13 protein-coding genes are annotated in these 16757 nt (G+C 73.0%); 8 read left to right on the forward strand and 5 right to left on the reverse strand.

The features are described from left to right. Positions 1-41 precede the first annotated feature (41 nt). Positions 42-2834, forward strand: coding sequence for an amino acid adenylation domain-containing protein (locus ACFXDJ_RS19155; protein WP_384849760.1), 2793 nt, complete (start codon positions 42-44; stop codon positions 2832-2834). Further along, positions 2827-3522: a 4'-phosphopantetheinyl transferase family protein gene (locus ACFXDJ_RS19160; protein ID WP_384657231.1), complete on the forward strand. Its 696-nt coding sequence runs from the start codon at positions 2827-2829 to the stop codon at positions 3520-3522. Before ACFXDJ_RS19155 ends, ACFXDJ_RS19160 begins: the two co-directional genes overlap by 8 nt. A 14-nt stretch (positions 3523-3536) precedes the next feature. On the opposite strand, the gene ACFXDJ_RS19165 is transcribed toward ACFXDJ_RS19160, so the two are convergent. Beyond that, positions 3537-3986, reverse strand: coding sequence for an Lrp/AsnC family transcriptional regulator (locus ACFXDJ_RS19165; RefSeq protein ID WP_384657233.1), 450 nt, complete (start codon positions 3984-3986; stop codon positions 3537-3539). A gap of 130 nt (positions 3987-4116) precedes the next feature. Here ACFXDJ_RS19165 and ACFXDJ_RS19170 point away from each other — a divergent pair, with 130 nt between their 5' ends. Then, positions 4117-5118, forward strand: a complete 1002-nt coding sequence (locus ACFXDJ_RS19170; protein ID WP_384657236.1) for an asparaginase — start codon at positions 4117-4119, stop codon at positions 5116-5118. A 37-nt stretch (positions 5119-5155) separates the two neighbouring features. On the opposite strand, the gene meaB is transcribed toward ACFXDJ_RS19170, so the two are convergent. From meaB to ACFXDJ_RS19190, 4 genes are all read right to left on the reverse strand, one after another. Continuing rightward, the gene (gene meaB / locus ACFXDJ_RS19175; RefSeq protein ID WP_384657238.1) at positions 5156-6193 is read right to left on the reverse strand and encodes a methylmalonyl Co-A mutase-associated GTPase MeaB; all 1038 of its coding nucleotides are present in this window, start codon (positions 6191-6193) and stop codon (positions 5156-5158) included. Positions 6194-6198: 5 nt separating this feature from the next. After that, entirely contained in the window at positions 6199-8394 is a 2196-nt protein-coding gene (gene scpA / locus ACFXDJ_RS19180; RefSeq protein ID WP_384657240.1) for a methylmalonyl-CoA mutase, read from the reverse strand. Next, positions 8391-10250 carry a methylmalonyl-CoA mutase family protein gene (locus ACFXDJ_RS19185; protein WP_384657243.1) on the reverse strand — a complete coding sequence of 620 codons (1860 nt, stop codon included), beginning with the start codon at positions 10248-10250 and terminating at the stop codon, positions 8391-8393. The genes scpA and ACFXDJ_RS19185 overlap by 4 nt, the downstream gene beginning before the upstream one ends. Positions 10251-10382: 132 nt before the next feature. Next, positions 10383-11576 carry a cytochrome P450 gene (locus ACFXDJ_RS19190; protein ID WP_384849763.1) on the reverse strand — a complete coding sequence of 398 codons (1194 nt, stop codon included), beginning with the start codon at positions 11574-11576 and terminating at the stop codon, positions 10383-10385. A 734-nt stretch (positions 11577-12310) separates the two neighbouring features. Here ACFXDJ_RS19190 and ACFXDJ_RS19195 point away from each other — a divergent pair. The 5 genes from ACFXDJ_RS19195 to ACFXDJ_RS19215 all read left to right on the forward strand — a co-directional run bounded on the left by ACFXDJ_RS19195 (position 12311) and on the right by ACFXDJ_RS19215 (position 16746). Beyond that, positions 12311-13261, forward strand: coding sequence for a TauD/TfdA dioxygenase family protein (locus tag ACFXDJ_RS19195; protein WP_384659765.1), 951 nt, complete (start codon positions 12311-12313; stop codon positions 13259-13261). A 71-nt stretch (positions 13262-13332) separates the two neighbouring features. After that, complete coding sequence (gene ssuE / locus ACFXDJ_RS19200) at positions 13333-13890, forward strand: NADPH-dependent FMN reductase (RefSeq protein ID WP_384659768.1); 558 nt, start codon at positions 13333-13335, stop codon at positions 13888-13890. A gap of 83 nt (positions 13891-13973) precedes the next feature. Beyond that, positions 13974-15008, forward strand: a complete 1035-nt coding sequence (locus ACFXDJ_RS19205) for an ABC transporter substrate-binding protein (protein ID WP_384659770.1) — start codon at positions 13974-13976, stop codon at positions 15006-15008. Between the two features lie 8 nt (positions 15009-15016). Next, on the forward strand, positions 15017-15847 hold the full coding sequence (locus tag ACFXDJ_RS19210; RefSeq protein ID WP_384659773.1) for an ABC transporter ATP-binding protein: 831 nt from the start codon (positions 15017-15019) through the stop codon (positions 15845-15847). Beyond that, positions 15844-16746 carry an ABC transporter permease gene (locus tag ACFXDJ_RS19215; protein ID WP_384659775.1) on the forward strand — a complete coding sequence of 301 codons (903 nt, stop codon included), beginning with the start codon at positions 15844-15846 and terminating at the stop codon, positions 16744-16746. Before ACFXDJ_RS19210 ends, ACFXDJ_RS19215 begins: the two co-directional genes overlap by 4 nt. Positions 16747-16757 lie beyond the last annotated feature (11 nt).

Consider the following 16757-nt stretch of genomic DNA (forward strand, 5'->3'; position numbering starts at 1 on the left):
AGTCGCTGTGAAAAGTCGCTGTGAGAGAGGGAGGACACCCCGTGGTGGGTGAGCAGTGCCACGCCGTACAGATCCGGCTGAGCGGACCCGAGGCCGACACCGAGAGGCTGGCCGCCCGGCTGGCCGCCTTCGGACCCTGGCGGCTCTGGACGGACGACATACCGGCCGGCTCCGAGGACCCGGCGGCGGCCCGCCGCCGCACGGCCGAGCTGAACCGGCCGACGCCGAGCGTCCGCGCCGTCCTGCTCCGCCACCGGGACGGCGTCGCCGACCTGGTGGTCGTCGCGCACCGGGCCGTCCTGGACCGGACCGGCCTGGCCCGGCTGGCCGAGGCCCTGGCGGCTCCCGCCGGGGCGGCCGCCGCCGAGGGACCCGGGCCGCGGGCGGCGGGGCTGCCCGCCGCCGGGGCCGTCGGGGCCGTCGTGGCCGTCGGAGTCGAGGCCGCGCCGGACTGGGGCGGCGGGACGCGCGGGGACTTCGGCTGGGACACCGGGTCCCTCGACCTGCCCGCCGACGGCGCGGAGCCCACGGACACGGGCACGGGCACGGGCGCGGACACCGACGGCTGGCTGGCCGCGCTCGCGCTCACCCTCCAGCGGTACGCGGGCCACGGCGCCCCGGACGGCGCCGTCGTCGCCACCGACCTGCGCGGCGCGCTGGAACTCGCCCTGCCCGCCGGGGCCTCCCTCGCGGACCTGCGGACCGCCGCACGCGCCGCGGCGGCCGTGGACCGGCCCGTGACGGCCGGCCTGATCGAACCGGCCGCCGCCGACCGGACCAACGCCGACCGGGCCGGCGCCGCCGCGAGCGGTCTCGACGCCGACCGCTACCTGCCCTGCCTGGCGCCGCCGTTCCCGCTGACGCTGGCCCTGCTGCCGCTGCCCTCCGGCGGAGCACGGCTCTGGTGGTCCGCGCGGCGGAGCCACTTCTCCGCCGGGACCGCCGCAGCCTTCGTACGGCATCTCGCGCACCTGTACGGACAGCTCGCGCGGGCCCCGCACACCGCGGCCGCCGAAGCCGAGCTCCTCGACGCCGCCGAGCGCGAGCGGATCGCGCGCCTCGGGCGGCCCGCGCAGGCCCTGACCGGCGAACCGGACCGGCTCACCGACGCGTTCGCCCGCGTCGTCGCCGCGACCCCGGACGCCACCGCCGTCAGCGACGGGGACACCTCCCTCACCTACCGCGAGCTCGATGCCCGCGCCGAGCGGCTCGCCCACGGTCTGCTCGCCCGCGGCGTCACCCCGGGGGACCGCGTCGGCATCTGCCTGGAGCGGACCACCGAGCTCGTCGTGGCCATGATCGGCGCACTCAAGGCGGGCGCGGCCTACGTGCCCACCGACCCGGCCTACCCCGCCGACCGGCTCGCCCACACCGCCCAGGACGCGGGCCTCGCGCTCGTGATCACCCGCGCCCCCGAGTACCCCGCCGGGGCCGGCACCGCCGTCACGCCGGACGAGCTGGCCACCGCGCCCGCCCACCCGCTCCCGGCCGCGGGAAGCCCGGACGACCCCGCGTACGTCATCTACACCTCCGGCTCCACCGGCCGCCCCAAGGGCGTCGTCGTCCCGCACCGCAACGTCGTCGCCCTCATCGACGCCACCCGCGAGGAGTACGGCCTCGGCCCCGACGACACCTGGACCTTCTTCCACTCCGGCGCCTTCGACTTCTCCGTCTGGGAGATCTGGGGCTGCCTGCTCACCGGCGGCCGCCTCGTGGTCGTCCCGTACCTCGTCTCCCGCGAGCCGGAGGCCTTCCGCGACCTGCTGCTCCGCGACCGGGTCACGGTCCTGAGCCAGACGCCCTCGGCGTTCTCCCAACTCCTGGAGACCGACCACGCCCCGCTCCCCGTGCGCCTGGTGGTCTTCGGCGGCGAACCGCTGGACGCCAGGATGCTGCTGCGCTGGTTCGACGCTCACCCCGAGAGCGGCTGCCGCATGGTCAACATGTTCGGCATCACGGAGACGACCGTGCACGTCACCGCGCAGACGGTGACCCGCGAACTCGCCCTCGCCGGCTCGCGCTCCGTCGGCCCGGCCCTCCCCGGCTGGCACCTCTACGTGATCGACGCGCGGGGCCGCCTCGTCCCGCCCGGGGTGACCGGCGAGATCTGCGTCGGCGGCGCCGGGGTGGCCCTCGGCTACCTGGGACAGCCCGAACTCACCGCCGCCCGCTTCACGTCGGACCCGTACGCCGATGGGCGCCGCTACCACAGCGGGGACCTGGGGCGGCTGCGCCCCGACGGAACCCTGGAGCACCTCGGCCGGATCGACAGCCAGGTGAAGATCCGCGGCTTCCGCATCGAGCTCGACGAGATCCGCTCGGTGCTCCTGGAGGACCCCGACGTCCGCGCCGCGGCCGTGATCGTCCGCCGCGACGACCCCGACGACCCGGCGTCCGCCCGGCTCGACGCCTACGTGGTCCCCGCGGACCTGGACACCACCGGCGTCCGCAAGCGGGCCGCCGGGGTCCTGCCCGGGTACATGCTCCCCTCGACCGTCACCGCGCTCGACACCCTCCCGCTCACCACCAACGGCAAGCTCGACGCCGCCCGCCTCCCGCTGCCCGCGCGCACCGCGGCCCCGGTGCCCCGGCTCGCCGCCACCGGCGCCGGCGGGGAGGTGGACCGCGCCGCCGTCCTCCAGGAGATCTGGACGACGATCCTCGGGATCCCGGTCGGGCTCGACGACGACTTCTTCGAGCTCGGCGGCAACTCCCTCTTCGCCGTCCGCATCAGCGCCGCGCTGCGCGCCCGCGGCCTGCCCGCGATCCCGCTCCGCGACCTGTTCCGCACGCCCACCATCCGGGCCCTGGCCGGAACCGGCGACCATGGATGAGCGCCTCCTGGACGGCCGGGAACCCCGGACGGGCAGGGCCCCGCAGGGCCGCGAGGTCACCCTCTGGTGGCTCGACACCACCCGGGAGGTGGTCGGCGGCCACCGGGTGGAGAGCGCGGACGACCTGCTCGACGAGTCGGAGCGGTGCCGGGCGGCCCGGCTGCGCCGCCCCGGCGACCGCCACCGCTACCGCGCCGCCCACATAGGGCTGCGGCTGATCCTCGGCGGCTACACCGGCCTGGACCCGCGCTCCGTGCCGGTCACCCGCGAGGACTGCCCCTGCTGCGGGGAACCGCACGGCCGCCCCGCCCTGGAGGGCGGCGGTCCGCACTTCTCCCTGTCGCACAGCGACGACCTGGCGCTGATCGCCGTCTCGGGGGTGCCGGTCGGCGCCGACGTGGAGGGGGTCCCCAGAGCGGGCATCGCCGAGGAACTGCTCCCTTCCCTGCACCCGGACGAGAACAGCGCCCTGCGCGAGCTGGCCGACGCGCGTCGGCCGAAGGCGCTGGCCCGGCTCTGGAGCCGGAAGGAGGCCTACCTCAAGGGCACGGGCGTGGGTCTGGCCTACGGCTTCGCCGACCCGTACGTCGGCATCGCGGACGCCCCCGCCGAGATCAGCGGTTGGACCCTCCTCGACGTGACGGCGCCCCCGGCCTACGCCGCCGCCATCGCCCTGAGCGCGGTCTGAGAGGACCGCGGGCCTCAGACGGGGAGCCCCGTCGGTTCCTTGATGCGCTTCATGATGATCTGCGAGTTGACCTCGGTGACCCCGGAGAGGGCGGTCAGCTTTTCGATCCAGAGGCGCTCGTACGCGCGCAGGTCCGCGACCGCGATGCGCAGCAGGCAACCGGGACTGCCGAAGAGGCGGTAGGCCTCGATCACGTCGGGGATGTCCTGGAGGGCCGCCTCGAAGGCTTCCACCGCTTCGCGGTCGCGGCGGACCTCCACCGAGACCAGTACCTCGAACCCGCGGCCCACCGCCTCGGGGTCGATCACCGCGCGGTAGCCCTGGATGACCCCGTCCTGTTCGAGCTGGCGCACCCGGCGCATGCAGGGTGAGGGGGTCAGGCCCACGCGCTGGGCCAGCTCCTGGTTGCTGAGCCGGCCGTCGGCCTGGAGCTCGCGCAAGATATCTCTGTCGATGGCGTCCATTGCGCAATTATTGCTTAGCCCGTGTTACAGGAGGGGGTCAAAGTAGCAATCGTATTGCGCGTAGATCGGCCTACCATTGCCTTTTGTAGAAAATATGTACGAGCTTGTGCATGAGGGAAGGGCGGCCGACGTGGGACGCATCGTCGTCATCAGTACCGGCGGAACGATAGCCAGCCGCTGGCAGGGCTCCGGCTTCGCGGCCGATGCCGACGGGGCCGAGGTCATGGCGACCGCGCCGCTGCCCGAGGGCGTAACCGTCGAGGTCGTTGACCTCTTCAGTGTGAACAGCCCCCGGCTGACCACCGCCCACCAGCTGACCCTGCTGCGCACCGTGCACGAGGTGCTCGCCGACCCCGGCGTCGAGGGCATCGTGGTCACCCACGGCACCGACACGCTGGAGGAGTCGGCGTTCTTCGTCGACCTGCACCACCACGACGCGCGCTCGGTCGTCTTCACGGGTTCGCAGCGGCCCATGGGCGCGGCGGACGGGGACGGCCCCGGCAATCTCTACGACGCCCTGCTGACCGCGGCGACCACGCGCGGCCTCGGCGTCCTGATCGCGTTCGCCGGGCGGGTCCACGCGGCGCGGGGGACCGTGAAGGCGCAGGCGGTGGCGCTGGACGCGTTCGCCGACCCTTCGAAGGAACTGCTGGGCAAGGTCGGCTTCGGAAAGGTCACCGTGCTGCGGACCCCGGTCCGGCCGGAGCCGCTGGCGCTGCCGGGCATGCCGGAGGTTCCGCCGCGGGTGGACGTGGTGATGCACCACACGAGCGGCGACCCGGTGCTGCTGAACGCCGCGGTGGCGGCGGGGGCGAAGGGCATCGTGCTGGTCGGCACGGGGGCCGGCAACGCGACCCCGGAGATCGTGGAAGCGGTGAAGGCGGCGATCGCGGCGGGCGTGCTGGTGGCGCTGACCACGCGGGTCGCCGCCGGCCCGGTGACGGAGATCTACACGCACGGCGGCGCGGTGGACCTGGTCGCGGCCGGTGCCGTGCCGACGGGGACGCTGCGGGCGCCTCAGGTGCGGGTCGCGGTGCTCGCGGCGTTGCTCGCCGAGGAGGAGACCGCGGCGCAGGTGCGGGTGCTGCGGCAGGCGTTGGCCACGGACGGGCCGGTGCTCGTAGCCGCCTGAGCCGGTGTCGCCGGGGCTCTGCCCCGGACCCCGCGCCTCAATCTCCCCCAGCTACCGCTGGGAGGTGCCCCCGGGCGGGGCTGGATGGTGCGGCGGGGCTGGAAAATGCCGCCAAGAGCCGGTCCGCCGCCAGGGTCGGGGTCAGGGTGCCCTCGCGTACGGCCGATTCCAGGGCCGGCGCGAGGTCCCGTACCGCCGGGCTGGAGCGCAGGCGTTCCAGGAGTTCGTCGCGGACCATCGACCAGGTCCACTCCACCTGCTGGGCCGCCCGCTTCGCCGTGAGGCGGCCGTTCCGGTCCAGGAGCAGCCGGTGCTGCTCCAGGCGGTTCCACACCTCGTCCAGGCCCTTCGACTCCCGCGCGCTGCACGTCAGGACCGGTGGGGTCCAGGCGGCGTCGGCCGGGTGCATCAGGCGCAGCGCGCTGGAGAGCTCGCGGGCCGCCGACTTCGCGTCGCGTTCGTGCGGGCCGTCCGCCTTGTTGACGGCCAGGACGTCGGCGAGTTCGAGGACGCCCTTCTTGATGCCCTGGAGCTGGTCGCCCGTACGGGCCAGGGAGAGGAGCAGGAAGGAGTCGACCATGCCGGCGACCGTGGTCTCCGACTGGCCGACGCCGACCGTTTCGACGAGGACCACGTCGTAGCCCGCCGCCTCCATCACGATCATCGATTCCCGGGTGGCCTTGGCCACGCCGCCCAGGGTGCCCGCCGAGGGGGAGGGGCGGACGAAGGCCGCCGGGTCCACCGACAGGCGTTCCATCCGGGTCTTGTCGCCCAGGATGGAACCGCCCGTACGGGTCGAGGAAGGGTCGACGGCCAGGACCGCCACCCGGTGGCCCAGCCCCGTCAGCATCGTGCCGAACGCGTCGATGAACGTGGACTTGCCCACGCCCGGCACCCCGCTGATGCCGATCCGGCGCGCCCGCCCCGAGTGCGGGAGGAGCTCCGTCAGCAACTGCTGGGCCAGCGGCCGGTGGGCGGGCAGGGTGGACTCGACGAGGGTGATCGCGCGTGCGATGAACGCGCGCTTCCCGTCGAGGACACCCTTGGTGTAGGTCTCGATGTCGATCCTGGGCACGGCGGCTACAGCTCTAGGCCCAGATCCGCGGCCAGCCGCGTCACCAGGTCGTGCGCCGCGTCCGGGATGACCGTGCCGGGCAGGAAGACCGCCGTCGCGCCCATCTCCAGCAGGGTGGGGACGTCCGCCGGCGGGATGACCCCGCCCACCACGATCATGATGTCCTCCCGGCCCTCCTCCGCCAGCTGCCGGCGCAGTGCCGGTACGAGGGTCAGGTGGCCGGCGGCCAGCGAGGAGACGCCCACCACGTGGACGTCCGCCTCGACGGCCTGGCGGGCCACTTCCTCCGGGGTCTGGAACAGGGGGCCGACGTCCACGTCGAAGCCCAGGTCGGCGAAGCCGGTCGCGATCACCTTCTGGCCGCGGTCGTGCCCGTCCTGGCCCATCTTGGCGACCAGGATGCGCGGGCGCCGTCCTTCCGCCTCCTCGAAGCGGTCGACGAGCGCGCGGGTGCGCTCCACGGACGGGGACTCGCCTGCTTCGGTTCGGTACACACCCGAGATCGTACGGATCTGGCTGGAGTGCCGCCCGTACACCTTCTCCAGTGCGTCCGAGATCTCACCGACGGTCGCCTTCGCGCGCGCCGCGTCCACCGCGAGCGCGAGGAGGTTGCCCTCGCCGCGCGAGGCCGCGTTCGTCAGCGCCCGCAGGGTGTCCTGGGTGAGTGCCTCGTCGCGCTCCTCGCGCAGCCGGCGCAGCTTCTCGATCTGCTGCGTGCGCACCGAGGAGTTGTCGACCCGCAGCACGTCGATCTGCTCGTCGGTCGCCACCCGGTACTTGTTGACGCCGATCACCGGCTGGCGGCCCGAGTCGATACGGGCTTGCGTGCGGGCGGCGGCCTCCTCCACGCGGAGCTTCGGGATGCCCGCGTCGATGGCCTGCGCCATGCCGCCGGCGGCCTCGACCTCCTGGATGTGCTGCCAGGCCCGGCGCGCGAGATCGTAGGTCAGCTTCTCCACGTAGGCGCTGCCGCCCCACGGGTCGATGGACCGGCAGGTGCCCGACTCCTGCTGGAGCAGCAGCTGGGTGTTGCGGGCGATGCGCGCCGAGAAGTCCGTCGGCAGGGCCAGGGCCTCGTCGAGGGCGTTGGTGTGCAGGGACTGGGTGTGGCCCTGGGTGGCCGCCATCGCCTCGATGCAGGTGCGCGTGACGTTGTTGAAGACGTCCTGGGCGGTGAGCGACCAGCCGGAGGTCTGCGAATGGGTGCGCAGCGACAGGGACTTGGCGTTCTTCGGGTCGAACTGCTTGACCAGGCGCGCCCAGAGGAGGCGGGCCGCGCGCAGCTTCGCCACCTCCATGAAGAAGTTCATGCCGATCGCCCAGAAGAACGACAGGCGCGGGGCGAAGGCGTCCACGTCCAGCCCGACGGCCTGTCCCGCCCGCAGGTACTCCACGCCGTCGGCGAGGGTGTACGCGAGCTCCAGGTCGGCCGTGGCCCCGGCCTCCTGGATGTGGTAGCCGGAGATCGAGATGGAGTTGTAGCGCGGCATGTTCTGCGAGGTGAAGGCGAAGATGTCGGAGATGATCCGCATCGAGGGCTTCGGCGGGTAGATGTAGGTGTTGCGGACCATGAACTCTTTGAGGATGTCGTTCTGGATGGTCCCGGCGAGCTTGTCGGGGGAGACGCCCTGCTCCTCCGCCGCCACGATGTAGAGGGCGAGGACCGGCAGCACCGCGCCGTTCATCGTCATCGACACCGACATCTTGTCCAGCGGGATCCCGTCGAACAGCTGGCGCATGTCGTAGATCGAGTCGATCGCCACGCCCGCCATGCCGACGTCGCCGGTCACGCGCGGGTGATCGCTGTCGTAGCCGCGGTGCGTGGGCAGGTCGAAGGCCACCGACAGGCCCTTCTGCCCGGACGCGAGGTTGCGCCGGTAGAAGGCGTTGGACTCCTCGGCCGTGGAGAAACCGGCGTACTGCCGGATCGTCCAGGGCTGGTTGACGTACATCGTCGGGTACGGGCCGCGCAGGTACGGGGCCACGCCCGGGTACGTCTGGAGGAAGTCCAGGCCCTCCAGGTCCCGGCCCGTGTACAGCGGCTTCACGCCGATGCCCTCGGGGGTCTCCCACAGCAGCTCGGCGGCGCCGGAGCCGGTGGACTCCTTCAGGGCCGTGCGCCACTGGTCCTCGGAACCGGACGCGGGGGCCCCGCCGGTCAGCGCGAGTTCGGAGAAATCGGGGATCCCTGTGCTGCTCAAGACGACACTCCCATCCGGTCGAGTACGCGGGACAGCACGGCGACCGCGTCGCAGCCGGCGAAGACGTACTCGTCCACGGCCGCCGCGGCGGTGCCGGGCTTGCCGGCGAGAAACACGGTCGTCGCGCCCGCCGCGCGCAGGGCCCCGGCCACCGCCACGGCCTGCTCCTCGTACAGCGCGTCGCTGGAGCACAGCACCGCCGTGCCGTCCGCGCCGCTCGCGGCGTAGGCGGCCGCGGCCGTCTGCGGGGTCACCGACACCGGGTCGTGGACCGGGGTGACGCCGCCCGCCTGGAAGAGGTTGGAGGCGAAGGTGGCGCGCCCGGTGTGGGCGGCCGCCGGGCCCAGCGCGGCCAGGAAGACCGTGGGCCGCTTGCCCGTCGCCGCCAGGTGCGCGTCGCTGCGGGCGCGCAGGACCTCGTACGCCTCGTCGCGCCGGACTCGGGGGAGTCCGCCGGTGAGCGGGGCCGGCGCGGGTTCCCGTACGACCGGCTTCTCGGAGAGCAGCGGGAACTCGCTGACCCCGGTGATGGGCTCGCGGCGCTTGGCCAGCTTCTTCGACCGCTCCGCCCAGGTGGCGGCGAGGCGCTCGGCCACCAGCCCGGAGCGCAGGGCGGCGGCCTGGCCACCGGCCTTCTCGACGGTCTGGAAGAACTCCCAGGCGGCGTGGGCGAGTTCGTCGGTGAGCCGCTCGACGTAGTACGAGCCGCCGGCCGGGTCGATCACGCGGGCCAGGTGGGACTCCTCCATCAGGATGGTGGAGGTGTTGCGGGACACGCGGCGCGCGAACGCGTCGGGCAGGCCCAGTTCCTGGTCGAAGGGGAGCACGGTGACCGCGTCCGCGCCGCCCACGCCCGCCGCCATGCAGGCGACGGTGGTGCGCAGCATGTTCACCCACGGGTCGCGGCGGGTCATCATCACGGGCGAGGTCACGGCGTGCTGGTGCTGGGCTCCGGCCCGCGGGGCCCCGCAGGCCTCGGCGATACGGGCCCACAGGCGGCGCGCGGCGCGCAGCTTGGCGATGGTGAGGAACTGGTCGGCGGTGGCGGCGTAGCGGAACTCCAGCTGCCCGAGGGCGGCTTCCGTGCCGAGACCCGCCCCGGTGAGGGCGCGCAGGTACGCGACCCCGGTGGCCAGCGAGAGCCCCAGCTCCTCGGCGGCGCTGCCGCCCGCCTCGTGGTAGGGCAGGGCGTCGACGGTCAGGGCGCGTACGTGGGGCCAGGCGGCGGCCGTCTCCGCGGCGAGCGCGGCGGCCCCCGCGAGGTCCAGGGCCTCACCCGTACGGGCCTCGTGGCCCAGCGGGTCGGCGCCCAGGGAGGCGTGGGCGGCCCCGGGCTCCACCCCGCGCTCGGTGTACAGCGCGAGCAAGGCCCGCGCCGCCTCGGCGTATTGGACCCCGGGGTCGAGGGAGACCGGCGCGAGGTCGAGGTAGACCCCCTCCAGCGCGCGGGCGAGCCCGGCGGCGGGCAGGCCCGCGTCGCCCACGGCCAGCCACAGCGAGGTGGTGCCGTTCTCCAGGTCGGCCAGGGCCGCCTCGTTCACCCGTGCGGGGTCGGTGCCGGCGATCCGCTGGCGCACGTCCCAGCCCGAGGCGGCATTGCCCTCGGCAGTGCCGCCCCGCACGAAGGGCGCGAACCCCGGGAATCCGGTGTCCGGCGCGGTTTCGGGCGCGGTGTACAGCGGGCGGGTGGTGAGCCCGTCCTCAAGCTTCGTGGACAACGCGTCTTCCGCTGCCTCGCCGGAAACTTCCTTGCCCGACTTGCGCAGCACGCCCTCTACCAGGCGCTGCCACTGCTCATGCGTCGCGTCAGGGAATTCGGCGGCCAAGGAGAGCCCGTCATCAGGCAGGACCGTCATGGCTCGAATGTTAGGGGCGGTTCACTGACGCCGCCTATAACCACCGGATGTGATCTCTCCCTCTCATGTGAGACGGGTGGCAGCACGAAAGAGCGGGCCGGGGTGGGGGCGGGAGAGCGGGCGGGGCGGGGGCTACCAGCGCACGGGGAGCTTGGTGACCCCGCGCACCAGCGTGCCCGGGATCCACTCCGGCGGCCCCGCGTCCGGGTCCGCCGTCAGGTCGGGGAACCGTTCCAGCAGGGATCGGACGGCGATCTTGGCTTCCATCCGGGCCAGCGGCGCGCCGAGACAGAAGTGGATCCCGTGCCCGAAGGCCAGGTGCCCCTGGGCCGCGCGGCGGATGTCGAAGGTGTCCGGATCCGGGAACCGCTCCCCGTCGCGGTCGCCGGAGGCCAGCGAGACCAGGACGGGGGACCCCGCCTCGATGGTCACGCCGCCCAGGACCAGGTCCTCGGTGGCGAAGCGGGCGGTGGAGTTCTCCACCGGGCCGTCGTAGCGGAGCATCTCCTCGACGGCCCCGTCGAGCAGGCCGTCGTAGTCGGAGCGCAGGTCCGCGAGCTGCTCGGGGTGCGCGAGCAGGGCCCGTACCCCGTTGGAGATCAGATTGACGGTGGTCTCGTGCCCCGCGATCAGCAGCAGGTAGGCCATGCCGACGAGCTCGTCGGGGGAGAGGGAGTCGCCGTCCTCGTCCCGGGTCCGGATCAGCGCGCTGAGCAGGTCGTCGCCCGGCTTCTCGGTCTTGTCGGCCAGCAGGTCCACCAGATAGGCGGTCATCGCCGCGAACACCGGACCGAGCTGCTCGGCGCTGCCGATGGGAGCGGACACGATCCGGGAGGACCAGTCGTGGAACTGCTCCCGGTCGAGGTCGGGGACCCCGAGGAGCTCGCAGATGACGGTCATCGGGACCGGGAGGGCCAGGGACCGGATCAGGTCGGCGGACCGGGAGGGAGCGGCCTCCATCGCGTCGAGGAGCGCGTCGGTGACCTCCTGGACGCGGGGGCGCAGGGCCTCGACCCGGCGCGGGGTGAACTCCCGGGCGACGAGCTTGCGCAGCCGGGTGTGGTGGGGCGGGTCCGATTCGAGCATGTTGGTGCTGGTCGCCCCGAGCAGCGCCTTGTCGAACTCGGCGTAAGCGCTGGGGTTCTTGGCCAGCCGCGGGTGCCCCAGGGCCTGGCGGGCCTCTTCGTAGCCCACGACGAGCCAGAGCGGCAGGCCGTTGGCGCCCGTCACCCGGTGGACGGGGCCGGCCGCGCGGAGCTCGGCGTAGGTGGGGTAGGGGTTCGCGTTGAACTCCCCGTCGGGGGAGCTGAGGTCGACTAGAGCCATCTGGCCACCCTACGGCCGTTGTTGATCACCCGGCCGACTGTTTTCAGGCCACTCGTGCTGGCCGGTTCCGTCGCCCGGCCCCTTGTGTCGCCCGTCCTCCGGGCGTGGCGGGTGCGTTGCGGCCGCATGAAATCAGGCCACGGTTTTCGGCCGCTGCCGAAGCGCCGGGAACGGGCGAAAGGGCAGGTCGGAGGCGGTCCGCCGGGTGGTCAGGGGGCGCCGGATCGGGCCGTGGACCGGGGTTGACCGGCGGTGGGGGCGCTGGCAGTCTCCGGGACATGTCCGCGAACGAGTTCCTCGCCCCGCGGCTCCACACCCCCGGCCCCTGTACCGCGCCGGGCGAGTGTCAGGGCCGCTGTCCGGCCCCGCGCCTCTTCTGATCCAGAGCGCACCCTTCCCCCCCCGCCTGCGGCTGCTTCCGGCCGTCGGGTCCCCGGCCGCCCCGTCCAGGGGCCGACGGTGCCCGCCGCCGTCCGCTGCCTTCGGCTTCGTGCTGACTGTGGTGCGGCATCCGTGCTCCCGGTCCGGTGTCCCGGGTCCGGTGTCCGGTCCGTCGCTCACCGTCCTCGGTCCGGTGCCCGCCACCCGTCTGTGCCCGCGCCTCCGCCTCGCCCCGTCCGGCTCCGCCCTGCCCTGCCCGGTCCGTCCGGCAGCCCACGGGTGTCCCTACGCCGCTTTCGCTATCCCGCCCGCCGTCTTTCGCCCTCCCACTCCGGAAAACACAAGGAGCCACCATGACCACTGCCACCCGTACCGACATCACCGTCACCAAGATCGGCGGCCGGATCGGCGCCGAGATCGGCGGGGTCCGCCTCGGCGGCGAGCTCGGGGCCGACGCCGTCGCCGGGATCCGGGCCGCGCTCCTCACCCACAAGGTCGTCTTCTTCCGCGGCCAGGACCACCTCGACGAGGCCGGGCACGAGGCCTTCGCCCAGCTGCTCGGCGCGCCCGTCGCGCACCCCACCGTGCCCTCCGCCGACGGCCGTTACGCCCTCGGCATCGACTCCCACCACGGAGCCCGCGCCAACCAGTGGCACACGGACGTCACCTTCGTCCCCGCCTACCCAGCCTTCTCCATCCTGCGCGCCGTCACCATCCCGCCGTACGGGGGCGACACCCTGTGGGCCAACACGGCCACCGCGTACTCCCACCTCCCCGAGCCGCTGCGCGTCCTGGCCGACGGCCTGCGCGCCGTGCACTCCAACGAGTACGACTACGCCGCCCTGAAGCCCGACGCGCTGCCCGAGGCCCTCGCCCAGTACCGCGAGGTGTTCACCTCCACCACGTTCCTCACCGAGCACCCGGTGGTCCGCGTCCACCCCGAGACCGGCGAACGCACCCTGCTGCTCGGCAACTTCGTCCAGCGGATCAACGGGCTCACCGGCCGCGACTCACGCCTCGTCCAGGACCTCTTCCAGGCCCACATCGAGCTCCCCGAGAACACCGTCCGCTGGCAGTGGCAGGCCGGTGACGTCGCGATCTGGGACAACCGTGCCACCCAGCACTACGGGGTCGACGACTCCGATGACCACGAGCGCACCCTGCGCCGGGTGACGGTCGACGGCGACGTCCCGGTCGGCCCGGACGGGGTCCCGTCCCGGCTGATCAGCCCGGAGGCCGTCCCCGCGCCGTCCTTCGGCATCGCCTCCGGCGCCTCCGGTGCTTCCGAAGCCGCCGCCGTCTGACCCGCACCGCCTGCCGCCCGCTGTCCGCACCGCCCGCTGTCCGCTGTCCGCCGCCACCCAAGGAGCGCTCCGTGCCCAAGCTGCTAGCCCTCACCGGCAGCCCCTCCACCCACTCCCGCACCGCCGTCGTCGCCGACCACGTGCTGCGCCGCCTCGGCCACGCCGGCTTCGACACCGCCCACCTCGCGGTCCGTGAGCTCCCCGCCGCCGACCTGCTCTCGGCCCGCCGCGGCGAGCCGGAGATCCGGCGGGCCCTCGAAGCCGTCGCCGAAGCCGACGGGATCGTCATCGCGACCCCGATCTACAAGGCCTCGTACACCGGGCTGCTCAAGGCCTTCCTCGACCTGCTCCCGCAGGACGGGCTGGCGGGGAAGACCGTGCTGCCGCTGGCCACCGGCGGGAGCCTCGCCCACGTCCTGACCATCGACTACGCCCTGCGCCCGGTCCTCACCGCGCTCGGCGCCCGGCACGTCACCGCCGGCCGCTTCGTCCTCGACTCCTCCGTCGAGCGCGGGGGCGGCCCCGACCGGCTGCGGCCCGAGGCGGAGCTGGACCTCTTCCAGGCCGTCGACGAGTTCGCCGAAGCCCTGCGCGCGGCCGAGGCCGCCGCGCTCGCCACCGCGCACTGACCCCCGTACCGCCCGGTCAGCCCGTACCGCCCGATCAGCCCGATCAGCCCGGTCAGTCTCATACGCCCCGACAAGGAATCGTCATGCCCGCAGCAGCCTTCACCTCGACCCGCACCTCCCGGCGCCAGTTCCTCACCCTGCTCGGCATCTCGGCGGCCGCGGTGAGCTGCGGCACGGCAACCGCCACCGGCGCCCGTGGCGGCCAGGTCACCTCCCTCAAGTACCAGGGCAGCGTCGGAGCGGTCACCCTCCCGGAGCTCGCCGCCGACCTCGGCCACCTCGGCGACCTCACCCTGGACTGGGTCGGCAACACCATCAGCGGCCCCCAGGACATCCAGTCCGCCGCCACCGGCCAGATCCACTTCGGCGGCGCCTTCAACGGCGCGATCGTCAAACTCGCCGCGAGCAAGGCCCCGATCAAGGCGGTCGTCTCGTACTACGGCGTGGACGACAAGACGTACAGCGGCTACTACGTCCCGGAGGACAGCCCCGTCCGGTCCGCCCGCGACCTGCTCGGCAAGAAGGTGGGCATGAACACCCTGGGCGCCCACTCCCAGGCCCTCCTCGACATCTACCTGAGCCGCAACGGCATATCCAAGGCCGACGCCGCCAAGGTCGAGGCCCTCGTCGTCCCGCCGGTCAACACCGAACAGGTGCTGCGCCAGAAGCAGATCGACGTGGGCGTGCTGGGCGGAGTCCTGCGCGACAAGGCCCTGGCGGCCGGCGGCATCCGCCCGCTGTTCAGCGACTTCGACCTGCTCGGCAAGTTCAGCGCCGGCTCCTACGTGATGACCCAGAAGTTCATCAAGGAGAACCCGGACACCGTCCGCACCTTCACCACCGGCGTCGCCAAGGCCATCGAGTGGTCCCGTACGACCCCGCGCGAGGAGGTCATCGCCCGGATGACCGAGATCGTCAAGAAGCGCGGCCGCAACGAGGACACCGCGACCCTCCAGTACTGGCGCTCCTTCGGGGTCGCCGAGACCGGCGGCCGGATCGAGGACAAGGAGTTCCAGCTCTGGCTCGACTGGCTCGCGGAGCGCGGCGAGATCAAGAAGGACCAGCTGAAGGCGGCGGACCTCTACACCAACGAGTTCAACGAGTACGGGAAGGGCTGAGGCGCGCCATGGCGAAGATCGTGTTCGATTCGGTGACGAAGACCTTCCCGACGAAGGACAAGAAGGGCCGCCGGGACAAGGGGGAGTTCACCGCCCTCGACGGCATCGACCTGGAGATCGAGGCAGGGGAGTTCGTGGTGGTCGTCGGCCCCAGCGGCTGCGGCAAGTCCACCCTCCTCGACCTGCTCGGCGGCCTGACCCGCCCCACCTCCGGCCGGATCCTGCTCGACGGCGAGCCGGTCACCGGGCCGGGGCTGGACCGGGGCATCGTCTTCCAGCAGTACGCGCTGCTGCCCTGGCGCACCGCGCTCGGCAACATCGAATTCGGCCTGGAGGCCACCGGCGTCCCGCGCCGTCAACGAACGGCCCGGGCGCGTGAGTTCCTCGACCTCGTCGGGCTCACCGGATTCGGGGACCGGCACCCGCACGAGCTGTCCGGAGGCATGCGCCAGCGGGTCGCCATCGCGCGCTCGCTCGCGTACGACCCGGACGTCCTGCTGATGGACGAACCCTTCGCCGCGCTCGACGCGCAGACCCGCGAGTCCCTCCAGGACGAACTGCGCCGCATCTGGCAGAGCACCGGCAAGACGGTCGTGTTCATCACGCACGGCATCGAGGAGGCCGTCTACCTCGGGCAGCGGGTGGCCGTCATCACCTCCCGCCCCGGAAGGGTCAAGGAGGTCGTCCCGGTGTCGTTCGGCGACCGGTCCGCCGGGGCGACCGGCGAAGACCTGCGCTCCAGCCCGGAGTTCGCCCGCTACCGCCACGAGATCTGGACGCTGCTCCACGACGAGGTGGCCCGCGCCCAGCAACTGGAGAAGGAGGAGGCCACCGTATGAGCAGCACCGTGGTGGAGACGACCGCGCAAGCGGAAAAACCAGAAACGGCCGTACGAAGCCCTGCGCCCTCGGAGACACGCAGCCCGGCCCGGCCTCCGGCGCCGGCGACGACTTCGATCCCCGCCCCGGCCCTGCGCCTCCTGCGCGCGCTGCGAGCCGTGGCACTGCGCTCGGCGGCGATCCTCGCCCTGCTCGCGGTGTGGGAGGCGGCCCCCAGGCTGGGACTGGTCGACGCCACGTTCCTGCCGCCGGTCAGCGAGGTCGCCAAGGCTTGGTGGGGGCTGCTCGGCGACGGACAGCTCGCCGAGCACACCCGGGCCAGCCTGGTCCGCTCGTTCGGCGGCTTCGGCATCGCGGTGGTGGTCGCGGTCCCGCTGGGACTGCTGATCGGCTGGTACCGGCCGGTGGCGGTGCTGCTCGGACCGCTGCTGGAGGTGTTCCGCAACACGGCGGCGCTGGCGCTGCTCCCGGTGTTCGTGCTGCTGCTGGGCATCGGGGAGACCTCGAAGGTCTCGATCGTCGTGTACGCCTGCGTCTGGCCGATCCTGCTGAACACCATCAGCGCCGTCGGCAATGCCGATCCGACGCTCGTGAGACTGGCGCGGTCGATGGACCTGTCCACGCCCAGGCTGTTCCAGAAGGTGATCCTGCCCGCGTCGGTGCCCGCCATCTTCACCGGGATCCGGCTGGCCGGGGCGGTGTCCATCCTGGTCCTGGTGGCCGCCGAGATGATCGGCGCGAAGGCGGGCCTCGGCTACCTGATCAACGCCTCGCAGTTCAACTTCGCCATCCCGCAGATGTACGCGGGCATCGTCACGATCTCCGCGATCGGCGTGGCCTTCAACCAGATCCTCGTCGCGGTGGAACGCCGCCTGAGCCTCTGGCGCGTCCCGTCCTGACCCCGCACGCC

The sequence above is a fragment of the Streptomyces sp. NPDC059443 genome (genome assembly GCF_042750105.1).
Classification (GTDB): Bacteria; Actinomycetota; Actinomycetes; order Streptomycetales; family Streptomycetaceae; genus Streptomyces.

What these genes read in the sequence shown, in the direction of transcription:
- ACFXDJ_RS19160 (WP_384657231.1), top strand. Translation starts at nt 2,827, where the DNA reads ATGGATGAGCGCCTCCTGGACGGCCGGGAACCCCGGACGGGCAGGGCC.
- ACFXDJ_RS19165 (WP_384657233.1), bottom strand. Translation starts at nt 3,986, where the DNA reads ATGGACGCCATCGACAGAGATATCTTGCGCGAGCTCCAGGCCGACGGC.
- ACFXDJ_RS19185 (WP_384657243.1), bottom strand. Translation starts at nt 10,250, where the DNA reads ATGACGGTCCTGCCTGATGACGGGCTCTCCTTGGCCGCCGAATTCCCT.
- ACFXDJ_RS19190 (WP_384849763.1), bottom strand. Translation starts at nt 11,576, where the DNA reads ATGGCTCTAGTCGACCTCAGCTCCCCCGACGGGGAGTTCAACGCGAAC.
- ACFXDJ_RS19195 (WP_384659765.1), top strand. Translation starts at nt 12,311, where the DNA reads ATGACCACTGCCACCCGTACCGACATCACCGTCACCAAGATCGGCGGC.
- ACFXDJ_RS19205 (WP_384659770.1), top strand. Translation starts at nt 13,974, where the DNA reads ATGCCCGCAGCAGCCTTCACCTCGACCCGCACCTCCCGGCGCCAGTTC.
- ACFXDJ_RS19210 (WP_384659773.1), top strand. Translation starts at nt 15,017, where the DNA reads ATGGCGAAGATCGTGTTCGATTCGGTGACGAAGACCTTCCCGACGAAG.
- ACFXDJ_RS19215 (WP_384659775.1), top strand. Translation starts at nt 15,844, where the DNA reads ATGAGCAGCACCGTGGTGGAGACGACCGCGCAAGCGGAAAAACCAGAA.